Here is a 24,710-nt window from a genome sequence, read left to right as displayed (position 1 = left end):
GTCAGCCTTCCCAACCGGCCTGGTACAGCTTGCCGTGGGCCTTGTCGAGGGCGGCGCGAACGGCTGGCGAATGCTGGTAGATGTCGACGAACCTGGCCAGGCGCGGGTCATCCTTGCTCTGCGGGCGAATGACGAACTGGATCACGTATTCCTTGTTCTCCAGGCCATCGAACAACAGCGCGGAGCCTGCGTCGAAGCTGTTGGCCAGGCGGATGTAGGCCGGGTAGCCCTGCACCAGGTCGGCGTCGTCATAGGCGCGGACCAGTTGCACCGCCTCGACCTGCAGGATCTTCAGCTTTTTCGGGTTGGCGGTGATGTCGTCCTCGGTGGCTTTGTAGCCGACCCCCGGCTTGAGCGTGATCAGCCCGGCCTTGGCCAACAGCTGCAGGCCGCGCCCGCTGTTGATCGGGTCGTTGGCGATGGCCACGCTGGCCCCTTCAGGCAGCTCGGCAAAGCTTTTGTATTTCTTTGAATACAGGCCGACGTTGTTGATGATGCCCGGCGCGTAGGGCACCAGGTTGAAGCCGGCGGCTGCCTTGGCGTTTTCCAGGAACGGGATGTGCTGGAAGTAGTTCACGTCGATGTCGCCGCTGTTGAGGCTGACGTTGGGCGCGATCCAGTCGCTGAACTCGACCAGTTTCACTTCCAGGCCTTGCTTGTGCGCTTCTTCGACGGCTGCTTCCAGCGGGATGGCGAAGGCCGAGGTGGTGCCGATCTTCAGCGGCTCGGCAGCCAGGGCGTTGGCGGACAGGCCGAGGCTGAGGGCGATGGCCGCGACGGGCCGGATCAGTTTCTCAAGCATGGTGCAGGGCTCCAGTCGGGGCAGGGGTAGAGGTGAAGCGGTAAGCCGCGCCAGGGTGGTCGGCGGGCAGGTGCGGGTGGTCGGCCTGGAACAGCTTCTCGCGCAGGGTGCCTTCCGCGTAGGCGGTCTTGTAGCGGCCGCGCTGTTGCAACTGCGGGATCACCAGGTCGATGAAGTCTTCGAAGCTTTCCGGGGTGACCGTGCGGGTCAGGTTGAAACCGTCCAGGCCGGTTTCATCGACCCAGGCGATCAACTGCTCGGCCACCTGTTCCGGCGCGCCGACCAGGGTCACGTAGCGGCCACCCAGGGCGTGCTGTTGCAGCAGGCGGCGGCGGGTCCAGGCGTTGTCCTGCAGCTGGCGTGTGGCCGACTGGATGGCGTTGCCCTGGCTGAAGGCAATCGGTTCGTCCAGTTCGAAGGCAGCGAAGTCGATGCCGGTGGAGGCGGCAAAGTGCGCCACCCCGGCCTCGGCGCTGGCGTGGCGCAGGTACTCGGCATGCCGGGCCTGGGCCTGTTGCTCGGTCGCGGCGACGATCACCGTGATGCCCATGAACACTTTGACCGCGTGCGGATCGCGCCCGGCGGCCTGGGCGGCGGCGCGCACCTTGTCGACCTGGGCGCGGGTGGCGGCCTTGTCCTGGCCACTGATGAACACGCACTCGGCATGGTTGCCGGCGAAGGCCAGGCCACGCGGCGAGCTGCCGGCCTGGAACAAGACAGGCGTGCGCTGCGGCGAGGGTTCGCACAGGTGGTAGCCCTCGACCTGGTAGAACTCGCCCTGGTGGCGGACCTTGCGCACCCGGTCGGGCCTGGCGTACACGCGCTGCTGGCGGTCGGCGACCACCGCATCGTCGGCCCAGCTGCCTTCCAGCAGCTGGTATAGCACCTGCAGGTACTCGTCGGCCTGGTCGTAGCGGCGGTCATGTTCGGGTTGCTGGGCCAGGCCCATGGCCCGGGCGGCGCTGTCGAGGTAGCCGGTGACGATGTTCCAGCCGACCCGGCCGTTGCTCAGGTGGTCCAGGGTGGAAAGGCGCCGGGCGAACAGGTACGGCGCCTCGTAGGTGAGGTTGGCGGTAAGGCCGAAACCCAGATGACGGGTCACGGCAGCCATGGCTGAGACCAGCAGCAGCGGGTCGTTGACCGGCAGCTGGATCGACTCCTTGAGGGTCACATCCAGCGATTGGCCGTAGACGTCGTAGGTGCCGACGATGTCGGCGATGAACAACCCGTCGAACAGGCCACGCTCCAGCAGGCGCGCCAGGCTGGTCCAGTACTCCAGGGTCTTGTACTGGGTCGAGGTGTCCCGTGGGTGGGTCCACAAGCCGTGGTTGATGTGCCCGATGCAGTTCATGTTGAAGGCATTGAGCAGAATCTGCCTGGCCATCAGATGGTCCCCCGGCGTGGCGGGTTGGCATCGTTGAGGTAGTAGTTGCCGATGGCGTGGTACTTCCAGCGCACCGGGTCGTGCAGGGTGTGCACGCGGGCATTGCGCCAGTGGCGGTCGAGGTTGTGTTCGGCCAGGGTGGCCTGGCTGCCGCCGAGTTCGAACAAGGTGGTGCCGGCGGCGAGGGAAACCTCGGTGCTGATGGCGCGGGCTTCGGCCACGGCAATGGAGGCGGCGGCGACGTTGTCGGCTGTGCTGTCGTCGCGGGCGCGGTCGAGGTATTCGCCGGCACGTTCCAGCAGGGCTTCGGCGGCATGCAGGCGGATCGCCAGGTGGCCGAAGCTTTTCAGCGTCAGCGGGTCATCCGTGGCCTTGTCCAGGCCGGAGTCGACCCACGGGCGGCTGCGGGTGCGCACGAAGTGCAGGGCATCCTCGAAGGCGGCGCGGGCGATGCCGGTATCGATTGCGGCGTGGAGAATCTGCGCCAGCGGGCCGACCGGGGTGGGGCGTTCGAAGGCGCTCTGGAATGGCACCACATCGGCGGCACTGACGTACACGTTGTCGAACACCACCGAACCGCTGCCGGTGGTGCGCTGGCCGAAGCCGCTCCAGTCGTCGATCACTTGCAGGCCATGGCTGTCGGCCGGGACGAAGGCCAGCTGTTGCGTGCCCTGGTCGTCGATCACCGAAGTGGGAATGCGCTGGGCGTAGATGGCGCCGGTGGAATAGAACTTGCGGCCATTGATGCGGAACCCTTCGCCGTCACGGCTCAGGCGGGTGGTGCGATCGTTGGCGGTTCTGGTGCCCAGTTCGGCCAGCGCGTTGCCGAAGCGGCGGCCGGCCAGTACTTCGGCGTACAAGCGCTGTTGCTGCTCGGGGCTGCCGTTTACCCGCAGCACTTCCAGGCTGTAGAAATGGTTCTGCGGGATTTGCCCGAGCGAGCCGTCGGCCTGGGCGACAAGGGCGATGACCTTGGCCAGGGTGACGTTAGACACGCCGGCACCGCCGAAGGCCTTGGGTACGCTGATGGCCCACAGGCCGGAGCGGGTGAACAGGTCCAGTTCGGCATGCGGCAGGCGGCGCTCGCGATCGCGCAGGGCGCTGTCGCGGCGCAGTTGGCGGGCGATGTCTTCGGCGACGGCCAGGGCCTGGGCGTCGTCGGTGATGATGTTCGTCGTCATGAGTTTCTCCGGGGGCCGCTGCGCGGCCCTTCGCGGGCATGCCTCGATCCTGTGGGAGCGGGCGTGCCCGCGAAGGGCTGCACAGCAGCCCAAAGGCAGCAGATCAGATCCAGGAATGCCGCGCAGGCAAGGTGCCGTTCAGGTGGTAAGCGCCCACCGCGTGGTACTTCCAGCGCACCGGGTCATGCAGGGTGTGCACCCGGGCATTGCGCCAGTGGCGGTCGAGGTTGAATTCGGCAAGGGTGGCGCGGCTGCCGGCCAGTTCGAACAGCTTTTCGCTGGCCTGCAGGGCAATTTCGGTGGTCAGCACCTTGGCCTCGGCTACCGCGATCGACGCCCGTGCTGCGCTGGCGGCATCCACCGGCGCTGCGTTGACCGCGTCGAGCACCCGCGCGGCCTTGCGCAGCAGGGCTTCGGCGGCGTGCAGTTCGAGCTTCAGGCGGCCGATATCGGCGATCACATAAGGGTCATCGCTGGCACGCTCCACGTTGGCGTCGACCCACGGCCGGGATTTTTCCCGCACGAAGCTGATCGCGTCTTCGATCGCCGCTTCGGCAATGCCGGCATCGATCGCCGCCTGGATCAGCTGCGAAGCCGCGCCCTGGGTGTTGGGGACGTCACGCTGGCGCCAGTTGTCGATTACCAGGTCGGCCTCCACCGGCACTTGGTCGAGCAGCACCGTACCGCTGGCGGTGGTGCGTTGGCCGAACCCGGACCAGTCATCGACGATGCGCAACCCCGGGCTGCCGCGGCGCACGAACGCCAGGCGCTGGCGGCCTTCGTCGTCCAGTGCCTTGACCGCCACCCAGTGAGCGAACAGGGCGCCGGTGGAATAGAACTTCTCGCCGCTGATGCGATAGCCGTCGCCGACGCGGGTGATCCTGGCCTTGAGGGTGAGGGTGTCTCTGGTGGTGCGTTCCGGGCCGGCATTGCCGATGCGCCAGCCGTCCAGCACGCTGCGGAAGATGACGGCCTGTTGCGCCTCGGTGGCGGTCAGGCGCAGCAGTTGCAGCATGCCGAACTGGTTTTGCGGTATCTGCCCCAGGGCCGGGTCGGCAGCGCTGATCAGGCGGAACACTTCGGCCACGGTCTCGAACGAGACCTCGGGGCCGCCATGCGCCTTGGGTACGCTGATGCTGCCCAGGCCGCTGCGGGTGAACAGTTCGATCTCGGCCCATGGCAGTTTGCGTTGCTGGTCGCGGCGGGCAGCCTGCTCGCGAGCGACGGCGGCCACTTCGCGGGCTGCTTGCAGGGCTTCGGCGTCGTTGCGCAGGACCTTGGCAGGCAGCAGCAGGGGCGAACTGTCCAGGTCGCTATGAAATTGGGTATTGGCTTGGCTGGACATCAGTACCGCTCCGTGGCTGCACTCAATGCCCTGGCGTTACGCACTGGGGTGATGGTGATCCTGACCATTGCTGACCTCACAAGAAAGTTATGTCGCTACAGCTGATTGCGACAGACGTGTGCTGGTCCGGTGGTCCGGTCGATATACCCTAATGCTTTATAAAAAGTTTATGAATTAACTTTTTGGAATATGTTTAGAAGGGGGGATTTGCTGGGGATGTGCCGGCCTCTTCGCGGGCACGCCCGCTCCCACAGGGGCTCCACAGGCTTTGAGAGCTGTGGAGGCTCCCTGTGGGAGCGGGTTTACCCGCGAAGAGGCCAGTGCAGGCTTACTCGGAGGCAGCAGTACCGAGGAACTTGCGCAAGAACTGGCGGGTACGCTCTTCCTTCGGCGCCGCGAACAGCGCCTTGGCCTCGCCCTGTTCGACGATCACACCCTTGTCGAAGAAGATCACCCGGTTGGCTACATCCCGGGCAAAGCTCATCTCGTGGGTAACGATGATCATGGTGCGCTTTTCCTCGGCCAGGCCGCGAATGGTCGCCAGCACTTCACCCACCAGCTCCGGGTCCAGCGCCGAGGTCGGCTCGTCGAACAGGATCACTTCCGGCTCCATGGCCAGGGCCCGGGCGATGGCCACCCGTTGCTGCTGGCCACCGGACAGGCGCCGTGGATAGGCGTCTTCCTTGCCCGCCAGGCCGACCTTGGCCAGCAGGCGCCGGCCCAGTTCCACGGCCTGTTCGCGGGCGGTTTTCTTGACGATCACCGGCCCCTCGATCACGTTCTCCAGGGCAGTGCGGTGCGGGAACAGGTTGAAGTTCTGGAACACGAACCCGGCCTGCTGGCGCAAACGGCGAATCGCATTTTGCTGGCCACCCAGCGGGCGGTTGGCGTCGATGCTGATTGCGCCGATCTGGATCTGCCCGGCGTCGGGTGTTTCCAGCAGGTTGAGGCAACGCAGGAAGGTGGTCTTGCCCGAGCCGCTGGGGCCAATGATGGCCACCACCTCGCCGGGCTGCACGGTCAGGTCGATACCGGCGAGCACGGTCTGGCCCTTGAACCGCTTGGTCAGGCCTTTGACTTCAATCATGCTCAGTGCTCCTGGTCATGCTGGTTGACGCGCGCTTCCATGCGGTTCTGGAAGTGCGCGAGGATGCTGCACAGCACCCAGTAGATGACCGCCACCGCCACGTACATGGTGAACACTTCGAAGGTGCGCGCGGTAATCAGCTGGGCCTGGCGGAACAGCTCGGGCACCTGAATGGTCGCCGCCAGGGCGGTGTCCTTGACCAGCGAGATGAAGCTGTTGCCCAACGGCGGCAGCGCGGTGCGCAGGGCCTGGGGCAGGATCGCCCGGCGCATGGCCTGGACGCGGGTCATGCCGATGCTGGCTGCGGCTTCCCACTGGCCACGATCGATCGAAGAGATCGCCGCGCGAAGGATTTCGCAGATGTAGGCTGCCATGTTCAGTGACAGGCCGATCAGCGAGGCCGGGATCGGGTCGAGCTCGATACCGATTTGCGGCATGCCGAAGTAGATGACGAACAACTGCACCAGCAACGGCGTGCCGCGGAAGAACGACACGTAGACCCGCGCCAGCCAGTTCAGCGGCAAGATCTTCGACAGCCGCATCAGCGCCAGGGCAAAGCCCAGCACCAGGCCGAAGAACATGCCGCCAACACTGAGCAGCACCGTATAGCCCGCGCCCTTCAGCAGGAAGGGCGCGGAATCGACAACGAGTTGCAGGCTTTCAGCGATCATTTGGTGACATCGGCACCGAAGTATTTCTCGGACAGCTTGGCCAGCGTGCCGTCAGCCTTGAGCTTGTCCAGCGCCTTGTTGATCGCGGCCAGCAGTTCCGGCTCGCCCTTGCGCAGGGCCACGCCGCTTTCCAGGCGCGAGAAGGCATCGCCGGCCAGTTCGGTGTCCTTGGCTTTCTGCGCGTATTCCAGCGCGGCCAGGCGGTCGATCAGGATGGCATCGATGCGGCCGTTGCGCAGGTCGGCGAACTTGCTCGGGTCGTCTTCATAGGTGCGTACGTCAGCTTGCGGGACGTCCTTTTTCACCCATTGCTCGTAGTTGGTGCCCAGGCCTACACCTACCTTCTTGCCGGCCAGGTCCTGCGCACCTTTGATGTTCAGCTGCTCGGCCTTCTTCTTCAGGATCAGCGCCTGGATACCAGAGATGGTGTAGGGCTCGGAGAAGTCGTACTTCTTCTTGCGCTCTTCGGAAATGGTCACCTGGTTGATCACCACGTCCAGGCGCTTGGACTCCAGTGCGGCGAGGATGCCGTCCCACTTGGTCGGCTGTACCTTGGCCTTGACCCCCAGTTCCTTGGCCAGCAGTTCCGACAGCTCCACTTCGAAGCCGGTCAGCTTGCCGTTTTCGTCCTGGAAGCTGAACGGTGGGTAGGTGCCTTCGAGGCCGACGTTGATCACGCCTTTTTCCTGGATGGTCTTCAGTTGCTCGCCGGCAAAGGCCTGGCCGAGCAGGCCGGCACCCAGCAGGAGAGCCAGGCTGGCGTTGAGTAGCGGTTTGGCGAATTTCGACATGTCAGAGCCCCGCGCTTGTTGTGGAAGTGGTGGGTGGCGACTATAGGGTTGGCCGCTTAGGCCTGGAAATAATAAAAAATTATTTTGTTATTCCCTTATGTTTTTTGCCAAGGTGCTGGCTGCGTTGAGGGTAGGCGAGGTTGCCGGCGCCGTCATCGCTGCTTATGCCTGACTTAGCGCAGGATGGAATAAAGCGTTGTTTTTTCCAAGGGCCGGATTTGCCGTAGAGTGGATTGCAAGTACGCAGGTAGGGCCTTTTCGCGGGCCTGACCTGCCAATAAAAATATTCAGGCAGGAGAAAACCGTGAGCGAACACCCTTCATCCGGGCATTGGCAGTTGCAGAACATCGTCACCGGCCTGCGCGGCGCCCGTGAACAGTGGCGCACCCGCAACGGCCGCAGCAGCGGCGAGCAGGGCGGGCGTGAGCTGCCGTCGCGCGAGGCGATGCGGCAGATTCTCGAGCAGCTGTGCGGCGCGCTGTTCCCCATGCGCCTTGGCCCGGTCGACCTGCGCGAAGAAAGCGAAGACTTTTACGTCGGCCATACCCTGGATGCTGCGCTGACCGCCTTGCTCGTCCAGGCCCGCCTGGAACTGCGCTATGCCGCGCGGCAGAACAAAGCCGAGCTGGCTGGCGTCGATGCCCATGCCCTGCGCCTGGTCCAGGACTTTGCCGCCGCCCTGCCGGGCCTGCGTGTGCTGCTCGACACCGATGTGCTGGCCGCGTACCACGGCGACCCGGCAGCGCGCAGCGTCGATGAAGTGCTGCTGTGCTACCCCGGCATCCTGGCGATCATCCACCACCGCCTGGCGCACCACCTGTACCAGGCCGGCCTGCCGCTGCTGGCGCGGATCAGCTCGGAGCTGGCGCATTCGGCCACGGGGATCGACATTCACCCTGGGGCACAGATTGGCCCGAGTTTCTTCATCGACCACGGTACCGGCGTGGTGATCGGCGAAACCGCGATCATCGGCGAGCGCGTGCGCATCTACCAGGCGGTGACCCTGGGCGCCAAGCGCTTCCCCAGCGATGAGTCGGGCACCCTGCACAAAGGCCTGCCACGCCACCCGATCGTCGAGGACGATGTGGTCATCTATGCCGGGGCCACGGTGCTGGGGCGAATCACGATCGGCAAAGGCTCGACCATTGGCGGCAATGTGTGGCTGACCCGCAGTGTGCCGGCCGATAGCAACATTACCCAGGCCAACCTGCAGCTGGATTGCCAGGACAAGAACTGATCCTCCGTTGCCTGTACTGGCCTCTTCGCGGGTAAACCCGCTCCCACAGGTACCGCACAACACTCATCTTCTGTGCGGCCCCTGTGGGAGCGGGCAAGCCCGCGAAGAGGCCAGTGCAGGAGCACACCAACCAGCGCCTCAATTCGCATTGAAATCCGATCCATGTTTAACTTGAACGCTTGTTCAATGAAAAAACGCTGGTCCGCTGCCGGTGTTCAACAGGAGGATTCCTTTGCTGAACCCGTTCATTCCGAACCTTACGTCATTTGACGAGGTGCGCCCCCTATGAGTGCACCGACCCCATCCCTTGCCCACGGCAAGATCCGCATGAACCCCCCGGTGTTCTATTTCGCGGCGAGTTTCATCCTCATCTTCGGCCTGGTGGTCATTGCCTTTCCGCAAGCAGCCGGCGACTGGTTGCTGGCGGCGCAGAACTGGGCGGCCAACACGGTCGGTTGGTACTACATGCTGGCGATGACGCTGTACCTGGTCTTCGTGGTGGTCACCGCCTTGTCCGGCTACGGCAAGATCAAGCTCGGTGCCGACCACGACGAACCCGAGTTCAGCTACCTGTCGTGGGCTGGCATGCTGTTCGCCGCGGGCATCAGCATCACCTTGTTCTTCTTCTGCGTTTCCGAACCGCTGACCCACATGCTGCAGCCGCCCCAGGGCGAAGCGGGCACGGCCGAGGCCGGGCGCCAGGCGATGCAGATACTGTTCCTGCACTGGGGCCTGCATGGCTGGGGCGTGTTCGCTTTCGTCGGCATGGCCCTGGCCTACTTCGCCTACCGGCACAACCTGCCGCTGGCCTTGCGTTCGGCGCTGTACCCGCTGATCGGCAAGCGCATCAACGGGCCGATCGGTTATGCGGTGGACGGCTTCGGCATCATCGCCACGGTGTTCGGCCTGGGCGCCGACATGGGTTTTGGCGTGCTGCACTTGAACGCCGGCCTCGACTACCTGTTCGGCATCGACCATAGCCAGTGGGTGCAGGTGCTGCTCATTACCTTGATGATGGGCGCGGCGGTGGCAGTGGCGGTTGCCGGGGTGGAAAAGGGCGTGCGGGTGATGAGTGACATCAACCTGTTCCTGGCCTGCGCGCTGCTGCTGTTCGTGTTGTTCGCCGGGCCTACCCAGCACCTGTTCAACACCCTGATCCAGAACCTCGGCGACTACCTGGGCGCCTTGCCGCGCAAGAGTTTCGACGTCTATGCCTACGGTGACAACCGTGACTGGCTGGGCGGCTGGACGGTGTTCTACTGGGCCTGGTGGATTGCCTGGGCACCGTTCGTGGGCTTGTTCATCGCCCGCATCTCCCGGGGCCGTACCATCCGCGAGTTCGTCTTTGGCGTGCTGCTGATTCCGCTGGGCTTCACCTTGGCGTGGATGTCGATCTTCGGCAACAGCGCGCTCGACCAGGTGATCAACCACGGCATGACCGCGTTGGGCCAGTCGGCGCTGGATAACCCGTCGATGAGCCTGTACCTGCTGCTGGAGACCTACCCCTGGAGCAAGGCGGTGATCGCCATGACGGTGTTCATCAGCTTCGTGTTCTTCGTCACCTCGGCCGACTCCGGCACGGTGGTGCTTTCGACCCTGTCGGCCAAGGGCGGTGATGCCGACGAGGACGGGCCGAACTGGCTGCGGGTGTTCTGGGGCGCGATGACGGCGCTGATCACCAGTGCGTTGTTGTTCGCCGGCAGCATCGATTCGCTGAAGTCGGCGGTGGTGCTGACTTCGCTGCCGTTCTCGCTGATCCTGCTGTGCATGATGTGGGGGCTGCACAAGGCGTTCTACCTGGAGTCGCAACGGCAGATCGCGCAGATGCACTCACTGGCGCCGTTCGCCCAGTCGCGTCGCGGCCGTGGTGGCTGGCGCCAACGCCTGAGCCAGGCAGTGCACTTCCCGTCGCGTGACGAGGTGTACCGCTTCATGGATGATGTGGTGCGCCCGGCGATAGCCGATGTGCGGGAAGTGTTCGAGCAGAAGGGCTTGGTGCTGATTACCCAGGACGACCCCAGCCACGACAACGTCAGTTTGAAGATTGGCCATGGCGAGGAGCAGCCGTTCATCTATCAGGTGCAGATGCGCGGGTATTTCACACCGTCGTTCGCCCTGGGTGGGCTGGGCACGCAGGAGTTGAAGAACCGCCGCTACTACCGGGCGGAGGTGCACCTGAGCGAAGGCAGCCAGAACTACGACCTGGTCGGCTATAGCAAGGAGCAGATCATCAACGACATCCTCGACCAGTACGAACGGCACATGCAGTTCCTGCATCTGGTCAGGTAGTAACCTGTACCGGCCCCTTCGCGGGCTCGCCCGCTCCCACAGGTTCAACGCAGTTTCTGAAAGCTGTGCCGCACTTGTGGGAGCGGGCGAGCCCGCGAAGAGGCCGGCACAGGCGCCAACTAAAAGGGCGCATCCCCAAGGATGGTCGCCCGATGCATCACCCGCCGGTTCGGCCGGTAATCATCCACGGCAAAATGCTGGGTCACGCGGTTGTCCCAGAAGGCCACATCATTCTCCTGCCAGCGCCAACGAATGCTGAACTCCGGCCGCGTGGCATGGGCGAACAGCAGTTTCAGCAACGCCTCGCTTTCCAGCTCGCTCAGCTCATTGATGCGCGTGGTAAACCCCTCGTTGACGAACAACGCCTTGCGCCCGCTTACCGGATGCGTGCGCACCACCGGGTGTGACAGCGGCGGATTGTTGCGCCGCGTGGCTTCCCAGCGCGCCAGGTCCTCCGGTGTGGTACCGAAGCGCTCCAGCGGGAACGACTTGGTGAAGTCGTGGGTGGCAGTCAGCCCCTCAAGCATATCCCGCAGCGGCGCCGACAAGGCTTCGAAGGCCGCGATGCCGCTGGCCCACAGTGTGTCGCCACCATAGGCTGGCAGCTGCTTGGCGCTGAGCACCGCGCCCAGTGCCGGGGTTGCCAGGAAGGTCACATCGGTGTGCCACACGGCATTGTCGCGCACATCGGTCACCGCAGTGTCGAGCACCAGCACCTGCGGGGTGTCCGGCACGTTGGGGTAGATCGGGTGGATGTGCAGGTCGCCGAAACGGGCGGCAAAGCGTGCCTGTTGCTGCGGGTTGATCGGCTGGTCGCGGAAGAACAGCACCTGGTGTTGCAGCAGCGCCTGTTCGATGGCGTCGCGCTGTTCGGTGGTGATCTCGCGGCTGATGTCCACGCCACTGATCTGGGCGCCGAGCGCCGGGCTGAGGGGGGTGATGGTCAGGCTCATGTCGGTCTCTTCAATCAGGCGCCAGGCTGCTGGCGTGGTCAACAGGGTTCAGTGGCTCTGCCCGTGCCAGGGCACCAGTTTGCGTTGCAGGGCACGCAGGCTCATTTCCAGGGCAAAGGCGATCAGCGCGATCAGCAAAATGCCCAGCACCACCACATCGGTAACCAGGAACTGCGCCGCCGACTGCACCATGAAGCCCAGGCCGCTGGTGGCGGCGATCAGCTCGGCGGCCACCAGGGTCGACCAGCCGACCCCCAGGCCGATGCGGATGCCGGTAAGAATGTCGGGCAGGGCGCTGGGCAGGATCACATGGCGAATCAGCTGCGCCTTGGTCGCGCCCAGCGACTGCGCGGCGCGCAGCTTGGCCGGGTCGACCGTGCGCACCCCCGTGGCGGTGGCAATGGCGATAGGCGCGAAGATCGCCAGGTAGATCAGCAGCACTTTCGACAGCTCGCCGATGCCGCACCAGATGACGATCAGCGGCAGGTAGGCCAGCGGCGGTATCGGCCGGTAGAACTCGATCAGCGGGTCGAAAATGCCGCGGGCGACCCGGTTGTAACCGATGGCGATGCCCACCGGGATAGCGCTGAGGACGGCGGCCAGCAGGGCCACGCCGATGCGCCCGAGGCTGGCGCCCAGGTGCTGCCACAGGCTGGCATCCATGTAGCCTTGGCTCAGCAGCACCCCGGCCTTGGCCAGGATATCGCCGGGCGACGGCAGGAACAGCGGCTCGATCCAGCCGGCGGCAGTCACCAGCCACCAGGCCAGCAGCAGGCTTGCCAGGGTCAGGGTGCTGATCCAGCGGGTGGGCAACGGGCGGCGCAGCGTGGCGGCTGGCCGCGGTCGGGCGTTGCGTTTGCCGGCAACCGGCAGGTCCAGGCTGCTCATGCGCGCTCCTGCAGACTTTGACGTTGGGAGAACACCCGCGCCAGCACATGCTCGCGGGTTTCGATGAAGGCCGGGTCGGACTTGATCGCCCGCGCCGATTCGCCAGCGGCATAGCGCTGGCCGAAATCCAGTTGCAAGCGTTCCACCACGCGCCCCGGGTTGGGCGCCAGCAGCACCAGCTCGCTGGCCAGGAATACCGCTTCCTCAATGTCATGGGTAATCAGAAACACCGGCTTGGTGGTGCGTTGCCACACTTGCAGCAGCAGCTCCTGCATCTGCTCGCGGGTGAAGGCATCCAGCGCGCCGAACGGTTCGTCCATCAACAGCACCCGGGGGTCGGCCGCCAGCGCCCGGGCCAGGCCCACGCGCTGTTTCTGGCCACCGGACAACTGCCAGATACGCCGCTCGGCAAAGCCGTCGAGGTCGACCAGGGCGAGCATTTCGCGGGCTTTGGCTTCGCGCTCGGCGCGCGCGACACCGGCCAGCTCCAGGCCGAAGGCGACATTGCCCAGCACGTTCTGCCAAGGCAGCAGCGCATCGTCCTGGAACACCACGCCGCGCTCGGCACCGGGGCCTTGCACCGGCACGCCGTCAAGGGTGATACGGCCGCCGCTGGGGCTGACGAAACCGGCAATCAGGTTGAGCAGCGAGGTCTTGCCGCTGCCGGACGGCCCCAGGGCCACCAGCAGCTGGCGTGGCCCCAGGCTCAGGTTGATGTCGGCCAGCACCGGGGTATCGGCGCCGGGGTACTGTGCGCTGATGCGCTCCAGCTCGAGCAAGGCCATGGCAGGCTCCGGTCGGTTTCTACAGGCTTAGTTGGGGAGGTATTGGGCGCTGACGTAGGGCGAGTAGTCCGGTAGCACCGCGTCGACCTTGCCTTGCTGCTTGAGGAAGGTGGCCGTGTCGGTCAGTGCCTGGGTGGTCGGCGCACCCAGTGCGTTGGCCTGGTCGGCGGCCAGCGGGTAGACGTTGCCCTGCAGCAGCACCGGGATGTCGGTGGGTTTGGCGCCGGACAGCTTGGCCAGCTTGGCTACGTTGTCGGGGTTGGCCAGCCAGGCTTTCGGGTCTTTGCGGTAGTCGGCGTAGGCGTCCAGGGTGACCTTGGCGAAGGCCTTGACCACGTCCGGGTGCTTGGCGGCGAAGTCCTTGCGCACGATCCACGCGTCGAAGGTTGGCGCGCCTTTTTCGGCCAGCTCGCCGGAGGTGATCAGGACCTTGCCGTTTTCCTTGGCCACGCCAAGGGCCGGGTCCCAGACGTAGGTGGCGTCGATGTCGCCGCGCTTCCAGGCGGCAATGATCGCCGGCGGGGCGAGGTTGAGAATCTGTACCTTGGCCGGGTCGATGTTCCAGTTTTTCAGGGCTGCCAGCAGGCTGTAATGGCCGGTGGAGACGAACGGCACGGCGACTTTCTTGCCAATCAGGTCCTGCGGAGCCTTGATGCTGTCACGTGCGACCAGTGCTTCACCGGCGCCAATCTGCGTGGCGATGAGGAAGGTCTCGACCGGCAACTTGCGGGTTGCGGCGGCGGCCAGCGGGCTGGAGCCCAGGTAGCCGATCTGCACGTCGCCGCTGGCGACGGCGGTGATCACATCGGCGCCGTTGTCGAATTTGCGCCAGTCGATGCTGGCCTTGCTGGCTTTCTCGTAGCTGCCATCGACCTGCGCCACCTTGGCCGGATCGACGGTGGTCTGGTAAGCGACGGTCAGGTCGGCAGCCTGGGCCAACCAGCTGGCGCTGGCGAGGGTCAGGGCGGCGAACAGGCGCAGCGGAGCGTGCGGGATCATGGTGAACCTCTCGTCAGGCAATTGGTGTATTGGATGGCGAGAAGGCTAAATGATCTAAGAAAACTAAAATAAATAACTTTTTAGCATTAGCTTAGGAGGCAAATGCTTTAACCCTGTGGGAGCGGGCATGCCCGCGAAGCAGGCGACGCGTTGGATGGCACCGGCTTCGCCGGTGTTCGCGGGCGCGCCCGCTCCCACAGGGGCCGCAACAGGTGATCTTGCTCAATGGCGAAACCACAAGCGGCTGCTACGCTTTTCCGTCCCGATAGAACGATCCGGAATTAGGTTATGAGCAAACGTTTGCAAATAACATTTGGTTATGAATTGCGACGTTGATACAACGAATGGCAGTAACAGTTCCTAACATATTCCGTAAAAATCTTAGCAATTCATAAAACGGTCATTTTGGATTTATAGGATTGTCATTATCCTGTAGCGCAGTGGCGTCTTAGACCAAAGTCGCGAAACGTTTAGAAACGATTGACTTCATGGTCACGCTTTGGGACTAAATCGCCAATCCACGGTGAGCGGGGCACAAGACCCCTCCGCCAGAGATACACAAGAATTAGAACGTAGAGGAGCAAAACATGTACAAGTCCAGCCTGGCCCTGGCCGTGGCACTGGGGGTTCTCGCCCAACAAGCAGGCGCTGCCGGTTTCGTCGAAGACAGCAAGCTGTCGCTCAGCTCGCGCACCATGTACTTCAACGATGACAACCGCGAAAGCGGTATCGACCAGAAAGAAAGCGGTCAGGGCTTCAAGCTTGACTACCTGTCTGGCTTCACCGAAGGCACCGTAGGCTTTGGTGTCGACGTTCAAGCGCTGTGGGGCATCCACCTGGATGGTGGCCGTGGTAGCCGTCCAGATGCCAACAACACCTTCTTCCCGAGCGACTCCGATGGTTCGGCAGTCCATGACTGGGCTCGCATTGGCGGCAACGCCAAGGCGCGCTTCTCCAAGACCGAAGTCCACTACGGCAGCGCCCTGGCGCCTAACCTGCCGATCCTGGTCTCCAACGACGGTCGTGTGCTGCCGCAGACCTTCGAAGGTGGCACCCTGCAGTCGAAGGAAATCGACAACCTGACCCTCAACGCCGGTCAACTGACCCATGCCATGGGTCGTGCGTCGAGCAACCGTACCGGTCTTTCGGTTTCTGGCGCCTTCCGCGACAGCAACAAGTTCCAGTTCGCCGGTGGTGACTACAAGCTCACTCCAGACCTGACCCTGCAGTACTACTACTCGAACCTGGAAGACTTCTACAAGCAGCACTTCCTGGGTGCCACCCACGTCTACAAGATTGCCGACAACCAGTCGTTCAAGACTGACCTGCGCTACTTCGACAGCAGCAGCGATGGCAAGAATGGCCAGACCGGTTACGCCTTCGACAACAACGGTGGCTTTGCGCAAAACGCCGGCGAGGTCGACAACAAGACCTGGAGCGCCATGTTCACCTACACCCTGGGTGGCCACGCGCTGATGCTCGGCCACCAGCAGGTGGGTGACGATGGTGGTTTCGTCTGGCTGAACCAGGGTAGCGTTCGCAAGGACGGCGCCACTTCTTCGCTGGAAGGCAATGGCGGCGCGAGCTTCTACCTGTTCACCGACAGCATGATCAACCAGTTCGCCCGCGCTGGCGAGAACACCACCTTCGGTCAGTACTCCTATGACTTCGCGGCCCTGGGCGTTCCAGGCCTGAAGGCTTCGGTGGCCTACCTGCGTGGTGACGATGTACGCAACAAGTCCGGCGACGGTAGCTACAACGAATGGGAACGTGACGCACGCGTCGACTACACCCTTCAGCAAGGCACCCTCAAAGGCCTGGGCTTCAGCCTGCGTCAGGGTGTCTACCGTGGTAGCGGCGAAAGCGCTGCGGACAAAGACCAGACTCGCTTCATCGTGAACTACACTTACAACTTCCTGTAAGCCGTAGCTGAACAACAAGCCTCGCCTCGTGCGAGGCTTTTTTGTGTCTGTAACTATGTATTCCTATTGGTTATAAATAAATCATTATTTATTCTTTTTATTTTTAACCGAATGCAGGCACATTGAACCCACACGGTGTACAGAACCCAGCACAGGAGCCGCAGCCCATGAGCCTCAAACTCGGCGATATCGCCCCCGATTTCGAACAGGATTCCAGCGAAGGCAAGATCCGCTTCCACGAGTGGCTGGGCAACAGCTGGGGGGTGCTGTTCTCGCACCCGGCCGACTTCACTCCGGTGTGCACCACCGAGCTGGGCCTGACCGCCAAGCTCAAGGACGAGTTCGCCCAGCGCGGGGTCAAGGCCATCGCCCTGTCGGTGGACCCGGTCGATTCGCATCACCGCTGGATCGATGACATCAACGAGACCCAGAACACCGTGGTCAACTTCCCGATCATCGCCGACGCCGACCGCAAGGTGTCCGACCTGTACGACCTGATCCATCCGAACGCCAGCGACACCCTGACTGTGCGCTCGCTGTTCGTCATCGACCCGAACAAGAAGGTGCGCCTGACCATCACCTATCCGGCCAGTACCGGGCGCAACTTCAATGAAATTCTGCGGGTGATCGACTCGTTGCAGCTGACCGACAACCACAAGGTCGCCACGCCCGGTAACTGGCAGGACGGTGACGACGTGGTGATCGTGCCTTCGCTGAAAGACGAAGAAGAAATCAAGCAGCGCTTCCCCAAAGGTTACCGGGCGGTCAAGCCCTACCTGCGGCTCACCCCGCAGCCAAATCGTTAAAGAATCCTCGTTGCATTGCTCTTAGCCATAGCAGGGATATTCGGGCCGTTTCGACGGCCCTTTTTTATGTCCGCTGAAACCGCGTGAGCTTCTTCTCGGGCACGCCCGCTCCCACAGGGATAGCGTAATTCTCAGGCTTTGTGCGGTCCCTGTGGGAGCGGGCGTGCCCGCGAATAGGCCTTTGAAGCTAAATGCAAAAATGGAATAAACAAATGAAAAAATATGATTTCTAGATATATGTGTCGGCTGTTAATGTCAGCTCCAACAGAACACAAGGAAACGCTGCAATGCTGGTCGTCTCAATCGGTGGTAGCCCAAGTACCCGTTCACGCTCTGGCGTGTTGCTGGAGCGTTCGCGCCAGTGGCTGCAAGAGCGTGGCGTCGAGGTGGTGACGTTCCAGGTACGTGGCTTTCCCGCCGAGGACCTGCTGCACGCCCGCTTCGACAGCCCGCAGGTGCAGCACTTCCAGCAATTGGTGGCCCAGGCCGATGGCCTGATCGTCGCGACCCCGGTGTACAAGGCATCGTTCGCCGGGGCCCTGAAAACCTTGCTCGACCTGCTACCCGAACGCGCTCTGGCCAACAAGATCGTGTTGCCAATCGCCACCGGCGGCAGCATCGCCCACATGCTGGCGGTGGATTACGCACTCAAGCCCGTGCTGTCGGCACTCAAGGCGCAAGAGACCCTGCAAGGGATCTTCGCCGACGACAGCCAGGTTGCTTACGCAGAAGGCAGCAAGCCCGCGCAGCTGGCAGCAGCGCTGGAAGAACGTCTGCTCGATGCGCTGGAAACCTTCCACGGTGCATTGGCCCGTCGGCCTCGCCCCGTGGCCCCCGGTGTGTTGAATGAACGGCTGATCAGCGCTCGCTGGAGCATCTGACCGGCCCCACCCGCTTCACCACCTTACTCGCCCGACAACGAGGCAAGCAGGTGCAACCCGAACCTACTCGCACAGGAGAGCGCCATGCGCACAGTCTTCTTGCGTCGCGGTCTGGTCGCCCTGTTTGCGGCGGCTGTGTCCTTCGGCGCCATCACCCAAGCCCAGGCCGAGAGCCTGCGTATCGGTTATCAGAAATACGGCACCCTGGTGCTGCTCAAGGCCAGGGGCACGCTGGAAAAGCGCCTGGCCGAGCAGGGCGTGCAGGTGCAATGGACCGAGTTCCCCGGCGGCCCGCAGCTGCTTGAAGGGTTGAACGTTGGCTCCATCGACTTCGGCGTCACCGGCGAAACCCCACCGGTGTTCGCCCAGGCTGCCGGTGCCGACCTGCTTTACGTGGCCTACGAACCGCCAGCCCCGCACAGCGAGGCGATTCTGGTGCCGAAGGGCTCGCCGGCCCAGTCGGTCAAAGACCTCAAGGGCAAGAAAGTCGCCTTCAACAAAGGCTCCAACGTGCACTACCTGCTGGTCCGCGCCCTGGAAGACGCAGGCTTGAAATACAGCGACATCCAGCCGGTGTACCTGCCCCCGGCCGACGCCCGCGCTGCCTTCGAGCGCGGCAGCGTGGACGCCTGGGTGATCTGGGACCCGTACCAGGCCGCCGCCGAACGGCAACTGCAAGCGCGCACCCTGCGTGATGGCAAGGGCTTGGTCGACAACCACCAGTTCTACCTCGCCACCCGCAACTATGCGACCCAGCACCCGGCGGTGATCAGCACCTTGATCGAGGAAGTGCGTGCCGTGGGCGAGTGGTCCCAGGCCAACCCTCAGCAAGTGACCGACCAGGTCGCACCGCTGCTCGGCCTGCCCGCCGACATCACCCTGACATCGGTCAAGCGCCAGGGCTACGGTGCCGCGCCGCTTACCCCGGAGGTGGTGGCCGCGCAGCAGAAGATCGCCGACACGTTCCAGGCGCTGAAGCTGATTCCCAAGCCGCTGAGCATCAAGGATGTGATCTGGACACCCCCGGCCAAGGTCGCCAGCGCGCCTTGATTGATTCGCCTGCGTCGGGGCGCCGCCCCGGCTGAGCCCCCCTTGAGGAGACAACTCCAATGAGCCTGAACATCTTCTGGTTCCTTCCCACCCATGGCGACGGCAAATACCTGGGCACCGCCGATGGCGCTCGCGCCGTCGACCACGGCTACCTGCAGCAGATTGCCCAGGCCGCCGACCGCCTCGGTTTTGGTGGCGTGCTGATCCCGACCGGGCGTTCCTGCGAAGACTCCTGGCTGGTCGCGGCGTCGCTGATTCCGGTGACCCAGCGCCTGAAGTTTCTGGTCGCCCTGCGCCCCGGGATCATTTCGCCGACCGTGGCAGCGCGCCAGGCGGCCACCCTCGACCGCCTGTCCAACGGCCGTGCACTGTTCAACCTGGTGACCGGCGGCGACCCGGATGAGCTGGCCGGTGACGGCCTGCACCTGAACCATCAAGAGCGCTACGAGGCTTCGGTGGAGTTCACCCGCATCTGGCGCAAGGTGCTGGAGGGCGAAACCGTCGACTACGACGGCAAGCATATCCAGGTGAAGGGCGCCAAGCTGCTCTACCCACCGATCCAGCAACCGCGCCCGCCGCTGTACTTCGGCGGCTCTTCCGAAGCCGCGCAGGACCTGGCCGCCGAGCAGGTCGAGCTGTACCTGACCTGGGGCGAGCCGCCGAGCGCGGTAGCGGAAAAAATCGTCCAGGTCCGTGAAAAAGCTGCCGCCCAGGGCCGCGAAGTGCGTTTTGGCATCCGCCTGCATGTAATCGTGCGGGAAACCAACGAAGAAGCCTGGGCCGCTGCCGACAAGCTGATCTCGCACCTGGACGACGACACCATCGCCCGCGCCCAGGCCTCGCTGGCGCGCTTCGACTCGGTCGGCCAGCAACGCATGGCCGCGCTGCACAACGGCAACCGCGACAAGCTGGAAGTCAGCCCCAATCTCTGGGCCGGAGTCGGCCTGGTCCGTGGTGGTGCCGGTACTGCGCTGGTGGGCGATGGCCCGACTGTCGCGGCACGGGTCAAGGAATACGCCGAGCTGGGCATCGACACGTTCATCTTCTCCGGCTACCCGCACCTGGAAGAGTCGTACCGGGTGGCCGAACTGCTGTTCCCGCACCTGGATGTGCAGCGCCCGGAGCAACCCAAGGCCGGCGGTTATGTAAGCCCGTTTGGCGAAATGGTGGCCAACGACATCCTGCCCAAGTCCGTTGCGCAGAGCTGAGGGCCGGGCCATGAGTCGTGCAACTTCCAACAACCTGGCCCAGCGCCTGGCGCCGTGGGCGCTGCCGCTACTGCTGCTGGCCGTCTGGCAGCTGGCGGTCAGCGCCGGCTGGCTGTCGACGCGCATCCTGCCGGCGCCCAGCGCGGTGCTCAGCGCTGGCGTCGAGCTGGTGCGCAGCGGTGAAATCTGGACTCACCTGGCCATCAGTGGCTGGCGTGCCGGGCTGGGCTTCGTCATCGGCGGCAGCATCGGCCTGGTGCTGGGCTTCATCACCGGCCTGTCGAACTGGGGCGAGCGCCTGCTCGACAGCTCGGTGCAGATGATCCGCAACGTACCGCACCTGGCGCTGATCCCGTTGGTGATCCTCTGGTTCGGTATCGACGAGTCGGCAAAGATCTTCCTGGTGGCGCTGGGCACACTGTTCCCGATCTACCTGAATACCTACCACGGCATCCGCAACGTCGACGCGGCACTGGTGGAGATGGCGCGCAGCTATGGCCTGTCCGGCTTCAGCCTGTTCCGCCAGGTGATCCTGCCGGGGGCGCTGCCTTCGATCCTGGTAGGCGTGCGTTTCGCCCTGGGCTTCATGTGGCTGACCCTGATCGTTGCCGAAACCATTTCGGCCAGTTCCGGCATCGGCTACCTGGCAATGAACGCCCGTGAGTTCCTGCAGACCGATGTGGTGGTGCTGGCGATCGTCCTGTATGCCGTCCTCGGCAAGCTCGCCGACCTCGCCGCCCGCGGCCTTGAGCGTGTGTGGCTGCGTTGGCACCCGGCCTATCAGGTAGCGAAGAAGGTGGCCGCATGAGCGTACTCAAGGAACAGCCGCCACGCTTGCTGCGTGGCATCCCGCTGGCCGCCAGCGGCCTGCGCAAGGCTTTTGGCCAGCGCGAGGTGCTCAAGGGTATCGAGCTGCATGTTCCGGCTGGCCAGTTCGTCGCCATCGTCGGCCGCAGCGGCTGCGGCAAGAGCACCTTGCTGCGCCTGCTGGCCGGTCTCGACCAGCCCAGCGCAGGCCAGTTGCTGGCCGGTGCCGCTGCGCTGGAGGAGGCCCGCGAAGAGACCCGCCTGATGTTCCAGGAGGCGCGCCTGCTGCCGTGGAAGAAGGTGATCGACAACGTCGGCCTGGGCTTGTCTGGCGACTGGCGCGCACGTGCGCTGGAAGCCTTGGAAGCGGTGGGCCTGGCCGACCGCGCCAATGAATGGCCGGCGGCGCTTTCTGGCGGCCAGAAGCAGCGCGTGGCCCTGGCCCGGGCGCTGATCCACCAGCCGCGCCTGCTGCTGCTGGACGAGCCGCTCGGTGCGCTGGATGCGTTGACCCGGATCGAAATGCAACAACTGATCGAACGCCTGTGGCGTCAGCACGGCTTCACCGTGCTGCTGGTCACCCACGATGTCAGCGAGGCGGTTGCCGTGGCAGACCGGGTGATCCTGATTGAGGACGGCGAGGTCGGGCTCGACCTCACTGTCGATCTGCCACGGCCCCGCGCGCGGGGTTCGCATCGCCTGGCCGCGCTGGAAAGCGCAGTGCTCAACCGTGTTCTGTCGGCCCCGGGCGCTGCGCCCGAGCCGGACCCTGTAGCCCCTTTGCCCACGCAACTGCGTTGGGCGCACTGAACCCCAGAAGCCAAAAGGAAGCAAATCATGACCATCAAAGCAATCAACGTTCGCAACCAGTTCAAAGGCACCGTGAAAGAAATCCTCGAAGGCCCGGTACTGTCGGAAATCGATGTGCAGACTGCCTCGGGTATCGTGACTTCGGTCATCACTACCCGCTCCGTGCGTGAGCTGGAGCTGCAGGTGGGCAGTGAGGTTATTGCCTTCGTGAAGTCGACTGAAGTGTCCATCGCCAAGTTGTGATGCGGGCTTCTGGGGCTGCTCTGCAGCCCTATCGCAACACAAGGCCGCTCCCACATTTGTCCGGTGTACGCAGGACCATGTGGGAGCGGCCTTGTGTCGCGATAGGGCCGCAACGCGGCCCCAAAATCTTCAGCTGGAACGCTTGGCCAGAAACGGCGGCAGATACAACCCCAGGTACGCCTCGAACACCCGTTTGCCTTCCTCGGCCATACGCGGCGTGATCGCCTCATGCAGCTGCACTGACCGCGCATACACGCGATCGCTCAATTCCATGGCCAGGGCAAACACATCCATATCCAGCGGCATCACCGGCAAGTGAAAATGCTGGTCGAACAACTTGTGCATCAGGTCGCCCAGCTCCATGTCATGCTGCCGGTCGGCCTGCACCACTTCGCTCAGCCCGTGTTGCGCCAGAATCAACTGCCGCGCCGCCGCATCTTCGTTGTAGATATCCAGCATGCGCTGCTCGATCAGCCGTGACAGCTCATGCCAGGTGCTGAACGCGCAGCTGTCGATCGGTGCACTGAGCGCCTCGCGAAATGCCCGGTGCACATCGGCCGTCAACGCCTCCAGCAACGCCGGTACGCTGGCGAAGAAGTGATACACCGATGACGGTGGGATCTGCGCGCGCTCGGCCACGTTGTAGATCGACAGTGCTGCCACCCCTTGTTCGGCCAGCAGCTCGCGAGCGGCCGCCAGGATCGCCTCGATCCTGGCCTGGCTGCTGGCGCGCGGCTTGCGCGGGGTGGCGTTGCGGGTCATCAGTTGCTGATTGCCAGGATACTGGCCTGGTAGGCGCCGACGAACAGGTCGAAATCGCCGACTTCTTCCTGTTCCAGTTCGGCCTGTTTGGCCAGCGACTCGCGAGCGAGGGTTTCGAAGGCCTGTTGGCGCTCGACCGGCAGTGGCTGCTCACGGAAGGTTTCGGCGTGGATGCGGCTCTGGCGCAGCGAGAACTGCACGAAGTTCTCGTCATGCTCGGTCATGCGTGCCAGCACCTGGGCCGAAGGCGTCAGCGAGGCGTCATCGACCTTGGCCTGTTGCGCATCCAGGGCCTTGGCGTGTTCCTGGCCGCCTTGTGCCTGGTCGAGCAGCTCGGCCAGTGGGCGGATGCGCTCGATCAGCTCGCCGGCCCATTCCTTGAGGCCGATCGGCTGGCCATTGCGGTGCAGTTCCAGGCCCGGGCGACGTCCTTCCTTGACCACGGTCAGGAAGTTGTTGGTGCAATGGCCGCATTCGCCGTTGTCCAGCTGTGGGCTGTCCTCCAGCGCGCAGAACAGCAGGAACGCGTCGAGGAAACGCGCCTCGGTCAGGTCGATGCCCACCGGCAGGAACGGGTTGATGTCGAGGCAACGCACCTCCACGTACTGCACGCCCCGCGCGGTCAAGGCCTGGATCGGCCGCTCGCCGGTGTAGGTGACGCGCTTGGGGCGAATGTTCGAGTAGTACTCGTTTTCGATCTGCAGAATGTTGGTGTTCAGCTGCACCCACTCGCCGTCCACGTGCGTGCCGACTTCAACATAGGGCGGGTAGGGCGTGCCGACCGCCTTGCGCAGGCTGTCGGTGTAGCTGGCCAGGTTGTTGTAGCACGGCGTAAGGCCTGCCTGGGCGTTGCTCTGGTAGCCCAGGTCGCTCATGCGCAGGCTGGTGGCATAGGGCAGGTACAGGGTTTGCGCGTCCAGCTCTTCGAGCTGGTGCGGGCGGCCACGCAGGAAGCCTTTGTCCAGGGCCGGCGAGGCGCCGAACAGGTACATCAGCAGCCAGCTGTAGCGGCGGAAATTGCGGATCAGCGCGATGTAGGCCGACGACTGGTAGTCGCGGTCGTTCTCGCTGCTGCCCTCGCTTGCGCGCAGCAGCGGCCACAGCGCCTCTGGCAGCGAGAAGTTGTAATGGATACCGGCGATGCACTGCATGGTGCGGCCGTAACGCAGGGCCAGGCCCTTGCGGTAGACGTGCTTGAGCTTGCCGATGTTCGAGCTGCCGTACTCGGCAATCGGGATGTCCTCCTCGGCCGGCAGCGTGCATGGCATCGACGGGCTCCACAGGTATTCGTCACCCAGCTTGCTGTAGACGAAACGGTGGGTCTCCTCGAGGCTTTCCAGCACCTTGGCCGGGTCGGGCAGGGCCGGGGTGATGAACTCCAGCAGCGACTCGGAATAGTCGGTGGTGATCTGCTCGTTGGTCAGCGCCGATCCCAGGGCTTGCGGATGCGGGGTCTGGGCCAGGCGACCTTCGTCGGTCACGCGCAGGCATTCGCGCTCAATACCGTGCAGGCACTGCTTGAGCAGGGGGAGATTGGCGCCGAGCAGGCTCAGGCGGCGGTTGAGGAGGTCGCTCAAGATGTATTCCTTCACGCGTCAGTCGCCCCAATATGGGGGTAGAAAAGACGGTCTACAAGGGTAGTGGGAAAAGGAACTGGCGTTGTCGCCTGGTTTACGCGGTTCCGGCATTGCGCAGCGCCGACTTCGGGGGGGGGGGGGGGGCCCCCCCCCCCCCCCCCCCCCGCCCCCCCCACGGGGGGGCCGGGGGGGGGGGGGGGGGGGGGGGGGGGGGGGGGGGGGGGGGCGGGGG

23 protein-coding genes are annotated in these 24,710 nt (G+C 64.1%); 10 read left to right on the top strand and 13 right to left on the bottom strand.

The genetic code is table 11. The features are described from left to right. Position 1: 1 nt before the first annotated feature. The 7 genes from C6A77_RS08540 to tcyJ form a co-directional block, all read right to left on the bottom strand. On the bottom strand, positions 2 to 802 hold the full coding sequence (locus tag C6A77_RS08540; RefSeq protein WP_114169058.1) for a MetQ/NlpA family ABC transporter substrate-binding protein: 801 nt from the start codon (positions 800 to 802) through the stop codon (positions 2 to 4). Further along, positions 795 to 2,186, bottom strand: coding sequence for an LLM class flavin-dependent oxidoreductase (locus tag C6A77_RS08535; RefSeq protein ID WP_114169057.1), 1,392 nt, complete (start codon positions 2,184 to 2,186; stop codon positions 795 to 797). Before C6A77_RS08535 ends, C6A77_RS08540 begins: the two co-directional genes overlap by 8 nt. Then, positions 2,186 to 3,367, bottom strand: a complete 1,182-nt coding sequence (locus C6A77_RS08530) for an SfnB family sulfur acquisition oxidoreductase (RefSeq protein WP_114169056.1) — start codon at positions 3,365 to 3,367, stop codon at positions 2,186 to 2,188. Before C6A77_RS08530 ends, C6A77_RS08535 begins: the two co-directional genes overlap by 1 nt. A 103-nt stretch (positions 3,368 to 3,470) precedes the next feature. Next, positions 3,471 to 4,712, bottom strand: coding sequence for an SfnB family sulfur acquisition oxidoreductase (locus C6A77_RS08525; protein ID WP_114169055.1), 1,242 nt, complete (start codon positions 4,710 to 4,712; stop codon positions 3,471 to 3,473). A 328-nt stretch (positions 4,713 to 5,040) separates the two neighbouring features. Beyond that, positions 5,041 to 5,799 (bottom strand): L-cystine ABC transporter ATP-binding protein TcyN, encoded by a 759-nt coding sequence (tcyN, locus tag C6A77_RS08520; protein WP_114169054.1) that lies wholly within the window; start codon positions 5,797 to 5,799, stop codon positions 5,041 to 5,043. Positions 5,800 to 5,801: 2 nt separating this feature from the next. Continuing rightward, a complete protein-coding gene (gene tcyL, locus C6A77_RS08515; protein WP_003255849.1) occupies positions 5,802 to 6,470 on the bottom strand; it encodes a cystine ABC transporter permease in 669 nt (222 codons plus the stop codon). Then, positions 6,467 to 7,261, bottom strand: a complete 795-nt coding sequence (gene tcyJ / locus C6A77_RS08510) for a cystine ABC transporter substrate-binding protein (RefSeq protein ID WP_114169053.1) — start codon at positions 7,259 to 7,261, stop codon at positions 6,467 to 6,469. The genes tcyL and tcyJ overlap by 4 nt, the downstream gene beginning before the upstream one ends. Before the next feature lie 304 nt (positions 7,262 to 7,565). Here tcyJ and epsC point away from each other — a divergent pair, with 304 nt between their 5' ends. Next, on the top strand, positions 7,566 to 8,498 hold the full coding sequence (gene epsC, locus C6A77_RS08505; RefSeq protein WP_114169052.1) for a serine O-acetyltransferase EpsC: 933 nt from the start codon (positions 7,566 to 7,568) through the stop codon (positions 8,496 to 8,498). Positions 8,499 to 8,825: 327 nt separating this feature from the next. Further along, entirely contained in the window at positions 8,826 to 10,787 is a 1,962-nt protein-coding gene (gene betT, locus C6A77_RS08500) for a choline transporter BetT (protein WP_164497663.1), read from the top strand. 119 nt (positions 10,788 to 10,906) lie between these two features. Here betT and tauD read toward each other — a convergent pair whose 3' ends face one another. From tauD to tauA, 4 genes are read right to left on the bottom strand one after another with little or no spacing between them, the layout of a single operon-like run. Next, on the bottom strand, positions 10,907 to 11,740 hold the full coding sequence (gene tauD, locus C6A77_RS08495; protein ID WP_114169116.1) for a taurine dioxygenase: 834 nt from the start codon (positions 11,738 to 11,740) through the stop codon (positions 10,907 to 10,909). A 48-nt stretch (positions 11,741 to 11,788) separates the two neighbouring features. Next, positions 11,789 to 12,628: a taurine ABC transporter permease TauC gene (gene tauC, locus C6A77_RS08490; protein ID WP_114169050.1), complete on the bottom strand. Its 840-nt coding sequence runs from the start codon at positions 12,626 to 12,628 to the stop codon at positions 11,789 to 11,791. Beyond that, the gene (gene tauB, locus C6A77_RS08485) at positions 12,625 to 13,413 is read right to left on the bottom strand and encodes a taurine ABC transporter ATP-binding subunit (RefSeq protein WP_114169049.1); all 789 of its coding nucleotides are present in this window, start codon (positions 13,411 to 13,413) and stop codon (positions 12,625 to 12,627) included. The genes tauC and tauB overlap by 4 nt, the downstream gene beginning before the upstream one ends. 27 nt (positions 13,414 to 13,440) lie before the next feature. Next, positions 13,441 to 14,412: a taurine ABC transporter substrate-binding protein gene (gene tauA, locus C6A77_RS08480; protein ID WP_114169048.1), complete on the bottom strand. Its 972-nt coding sequence runs from the start codon at positions 14,410 to 14,412 to the stop codon at positions 13,441 to 13,443. Between the two features lie 587 nt (positions 14,413 to 14,999). Between tauA and C6A77_RS08475 the strand changes: the two genes are divergently transcribed. The 8 genes from C6A77_RS08475 (at position 15,000) to C6A77_RS08440 (ending at position 22,139) form a co-directional block, all read left to right on the top strand. Next, positions 15,000 to 16,334: an OprD family porin gene (locus C6A77_RS08475; protein ID WP_114169047.1), complete on the top strand. Its 1,335-nt coding sequence runs from the start codon at positions 15,000 to 15,002 to the stop codon at positions 16,332 to 16,334. A gap of 167 nt (positions 16,335 to 16,501) precedes the next feature. Next, the gene (locus C6A77_RS08470; RefSeq protein WP_114169046.1) at positions 16,502 to 17,140 is read left to right on the top strand and encodes a peroxiredoxin; all 639 of its coding nucleotides are present in this window, start codon (positions 16,502 to 16,504) and stop codon (positions 17,138 to 17,140) included. Between the two features lie 287 nt (positions 17,141 to 17,427). Next, positions 17,428 to 18,021 (top strand): NADPH-dependent FMN reductase, encoded by a 594-nt coding sequence (gene ssuE, locus C6A77_RS08465; RefSeq protein ID WP_114169045.1) that lies wholly within the window; start codon positions 17,428 to 17,430, stop codon positions 18,019 to 18,021. An 84-nt stretch (positions 18,022 to 18,105) separates the two neighbouring features. Continuing rightward, complete coding sequence (locus C6A77_RS08460) at positions 18,106 to 19,071, top strand: sulfonate ABC transporter substrate-binding protein (RefSeq protein ID WP_114169044.1); 966 nt, start codon at positions 18,106 to 18,108, stop codon at positions 19,069 to 19,071. Positions 19,072 to 19,130: 59 nt separating this feature from the next. Continuing rightward, the gene (gene ssuD, locus C6A77_RS08455) at positions 19,131 to 20,279 is read left to right on the top strand and encodes an FMNH2-dependent alkanesulfonate monooxygenase (protein ID WP_114169043.1); all 1,149 of its coding nucleotides are present in this window, start codon (positions 19,131 to 19,133) and stop codon (positions 20,277 to 20,279) included. Positions 20,280 to 20,289: 10 nt separating this feature from the next. Continuing rightward, positions 20,290 to 21,087 carry an aliphatic sulfonate ABC transporter permease SsuC gene (gene ssuC / locus C6A77_RS08450; protein WP_114169042.1) on the top strand — a complete coding sequence of 266 codons (798 nt, stop codon included), beginning with the start codon at positions 20,290 to 20,292 and terminating at the stop codon, positions 21,085 to 21,087. After that, a complete protein-coding gene (gene ssuB, locus C6A77_RS08445; protein WP_114169041.1) occupies positions 21,084 to 21,896 on the top strand; it encodes an aliphatic sulfonates ABC transporter ATP-binding protein in 813 nt (270 codons plus the stop codon). Before ssuC ends, ssuB begins: the two co-directional genes overlap by 4 nt. Before the next feature lie 27 nt (positions 21,897 to 21,923). Then, the gene (locus C6A77_RS08440; protein WP_003255829.1) at positions 21,924 to 22,139 is read left to right on the top strand and encodes a molybdopterin-binding protein; all 216 of its coding nucleotides are present in this window, start codon (positions 21,924 to 21,926) and stop codon (positions 22,137 to 22,139) included. A 129-nt stretch (positions 22,140 to 22,268) separates the two neighbouring features. Here C6A77_RS08440 and C6A77_RS08435 read toward each other — a convergent pair whose 3' ends face one another. Beyond that, positions 22,269 to 22,901: a TetR/AcrR family transcriptional regulator gene (locus C6A77_RS08435; protein WP_114169040.1), complete on the bottom strand. Its 633-nt coding sequence runs from the start codon at positions 22,899 to 22,901 to the stop codon at positions 22,269 to 22,271. Then, entirely contained in the window at positions 22,901 to 24,478 is a 1,578-nt protein-coding gene (gene gshA / locus C6A77_RS08430; protein ID WP_161959657.1) for a glutamate--cysteine ligase, read from the bottom strand. The genes C6A77_RS08435 and gshA overlap by 1 nt, the downstream gene beginning before the upstream one ends. Between the last annotated feature and the right edge of the window lie 232 nt (positions 24,479 to 24,710).

It is taken from the genome of Pseudomonas sp. AFG_SD02_1510_Pfu_092 (assembly GCF_003331055.1).
Lineage (GTDB): Bacteria > Pseudomonadota > Gammaproteobacteria > Pseudomonadales > Pseudomonadaceae > Aquipseudomonas.
This window is presented reverse-complemented; position numbering and strand designations above follow the sequence as displayed.

Coding starts and splice junctions, on each gene's coding strand:
- C6A77_RS08540 (WP_114169058.1), bottom strand. CDS start 802: ATGCTTGAGAAACTGATCCGGCCCGTCGCGGCCATCGCCCTCAGCCTC.
- C6A77_RS08535 (WP_114169057.1), bottom strand. CDS start 2,186: ATGGCCAGGCAGATTCTGCTCAATGCCTTCAACATGAACTGCATCGGG.
- C6A77_RS08530 (WP_114169056.1), bottom strand. CDS start 3,367: ATGACGACGAACATCATCACCGACGACGCCCAGGCCCTGGCCGTCGCC.
- C6A77_RS08525 (WP_114169055.1), bottom strand. CDS start 4,712: ATGTCCAGCCAAGCCAATACCCAATTTCATAGCGACCTGGACAGTTCG.
- tcyN (WP_114169054.1), bottom strand. CDS start 5,799: ATGATTGAAGTCAAAGGCCTGACCAAGCGGTTCAAGGGCCAGACCGTG.
- tcyL (WP_003255849.1), bottom strand. CDS start 6,470: ATGATCGCTGAAAGCCTGCAACTCGTTGTCGATTCCGCGCCCTTCCTG.
- tcyJ (WP_114169053.1), bottom strand. CDS start 7,261: ATGTCGAAATTCGCCAAACCGCTACTCAACGCCAGCCTGGCTCTCCTG.
- betT (WP_164497663.1), top strand. CDS start 8,826: ATGAACCCCCCGGTGTTCTATTTCGCGGCGAGTTTCATCCTCATCTTC.
- tauD (WP_114169116.1), bottom strand. CDS start 11,740: ATGAGCCTGACCATCACCCCCCTCAGCCCGGCGCTCGGCGCCCAGATC.
- tauC (WP_114169050.1), bottom strand. CDS start 12,628: ATGAGCAGCCTGGACCTGCCGGTTGCCGGCAAACGCAACGCCCGACCG.
- tauB (WP_114169049.1), bottom strand. CDS start 13,413: ATGGCCTTGCTCGAGCTGGAGCGCATCAGCGCACAGTACCCCGGCGCC.
- tauA (WP_114169048.1), bottom strand. CDS start 14,412: ATGATCCCGCACGCTCCGCTGCGCCTGTTCGCCGCCCTGACCCTCGCC.
- C6A77_RS08475 (WP_114169047.1), top strand. CDS start 15,000: ATGTACAAGTCCAGCCTGGCCCTGGCCGTGGCACTGGGGGTTCTCGCC.
- C6A77_RS08470 (WP_114169046.1), top strand. CDS start 16,502: ATGAGCCTCAAACTCGGCGATATCGCCCCCGATTTCGAACAGGATTCC.
- ssuE (WP_114169045.1), top strand. CDS start 17,428: ATGCTGGTCGTCTCAATCGGTGGTAGCCCAAGTACCCGTTCACGCTCT.
- C6A77_RS08460 (WP_114169044.1), top strand. CDS start 18,106: ATGCGCACAGTCTTCTTGCGTCGCGGTCTGGTCGCCCTGTTTGCGGCG.
- ssuD (WP_114169043.1), top strand. CDS start 19,131: ATGAGCCTGAACATCTTCTGGTTCCTTCCCACCCATGGCGACGGCAAA.
- ssuC (WP_114169042.1), top strand. CDS start 20,290: ATGAGTCGTGCAACTTCCAACAACCTGGCCCAGCGCCTGGCGCCGTGG.
- ssuB (WP_114169041.1), top strand. CDS start 21,084: ATGAGCGTACTCAAGGAACAGCCGCCACGCTTGCTGCGTGGCATCCCG.
- C6A77_RS08440 (WP_003255829.1), top strand. CDS start 21,924: ATGACCATCAAAGCAATCAACGTTCGCAACCAGTTCAAAGGCACCGTG.
- C6A77_RS08435 (WP_114169040.1), bottom strand. CDS start 22,901: ATGACCCGCAACGCCACCCCGCGCAAGCCGCGCGCCAGCAGCCAGGCC.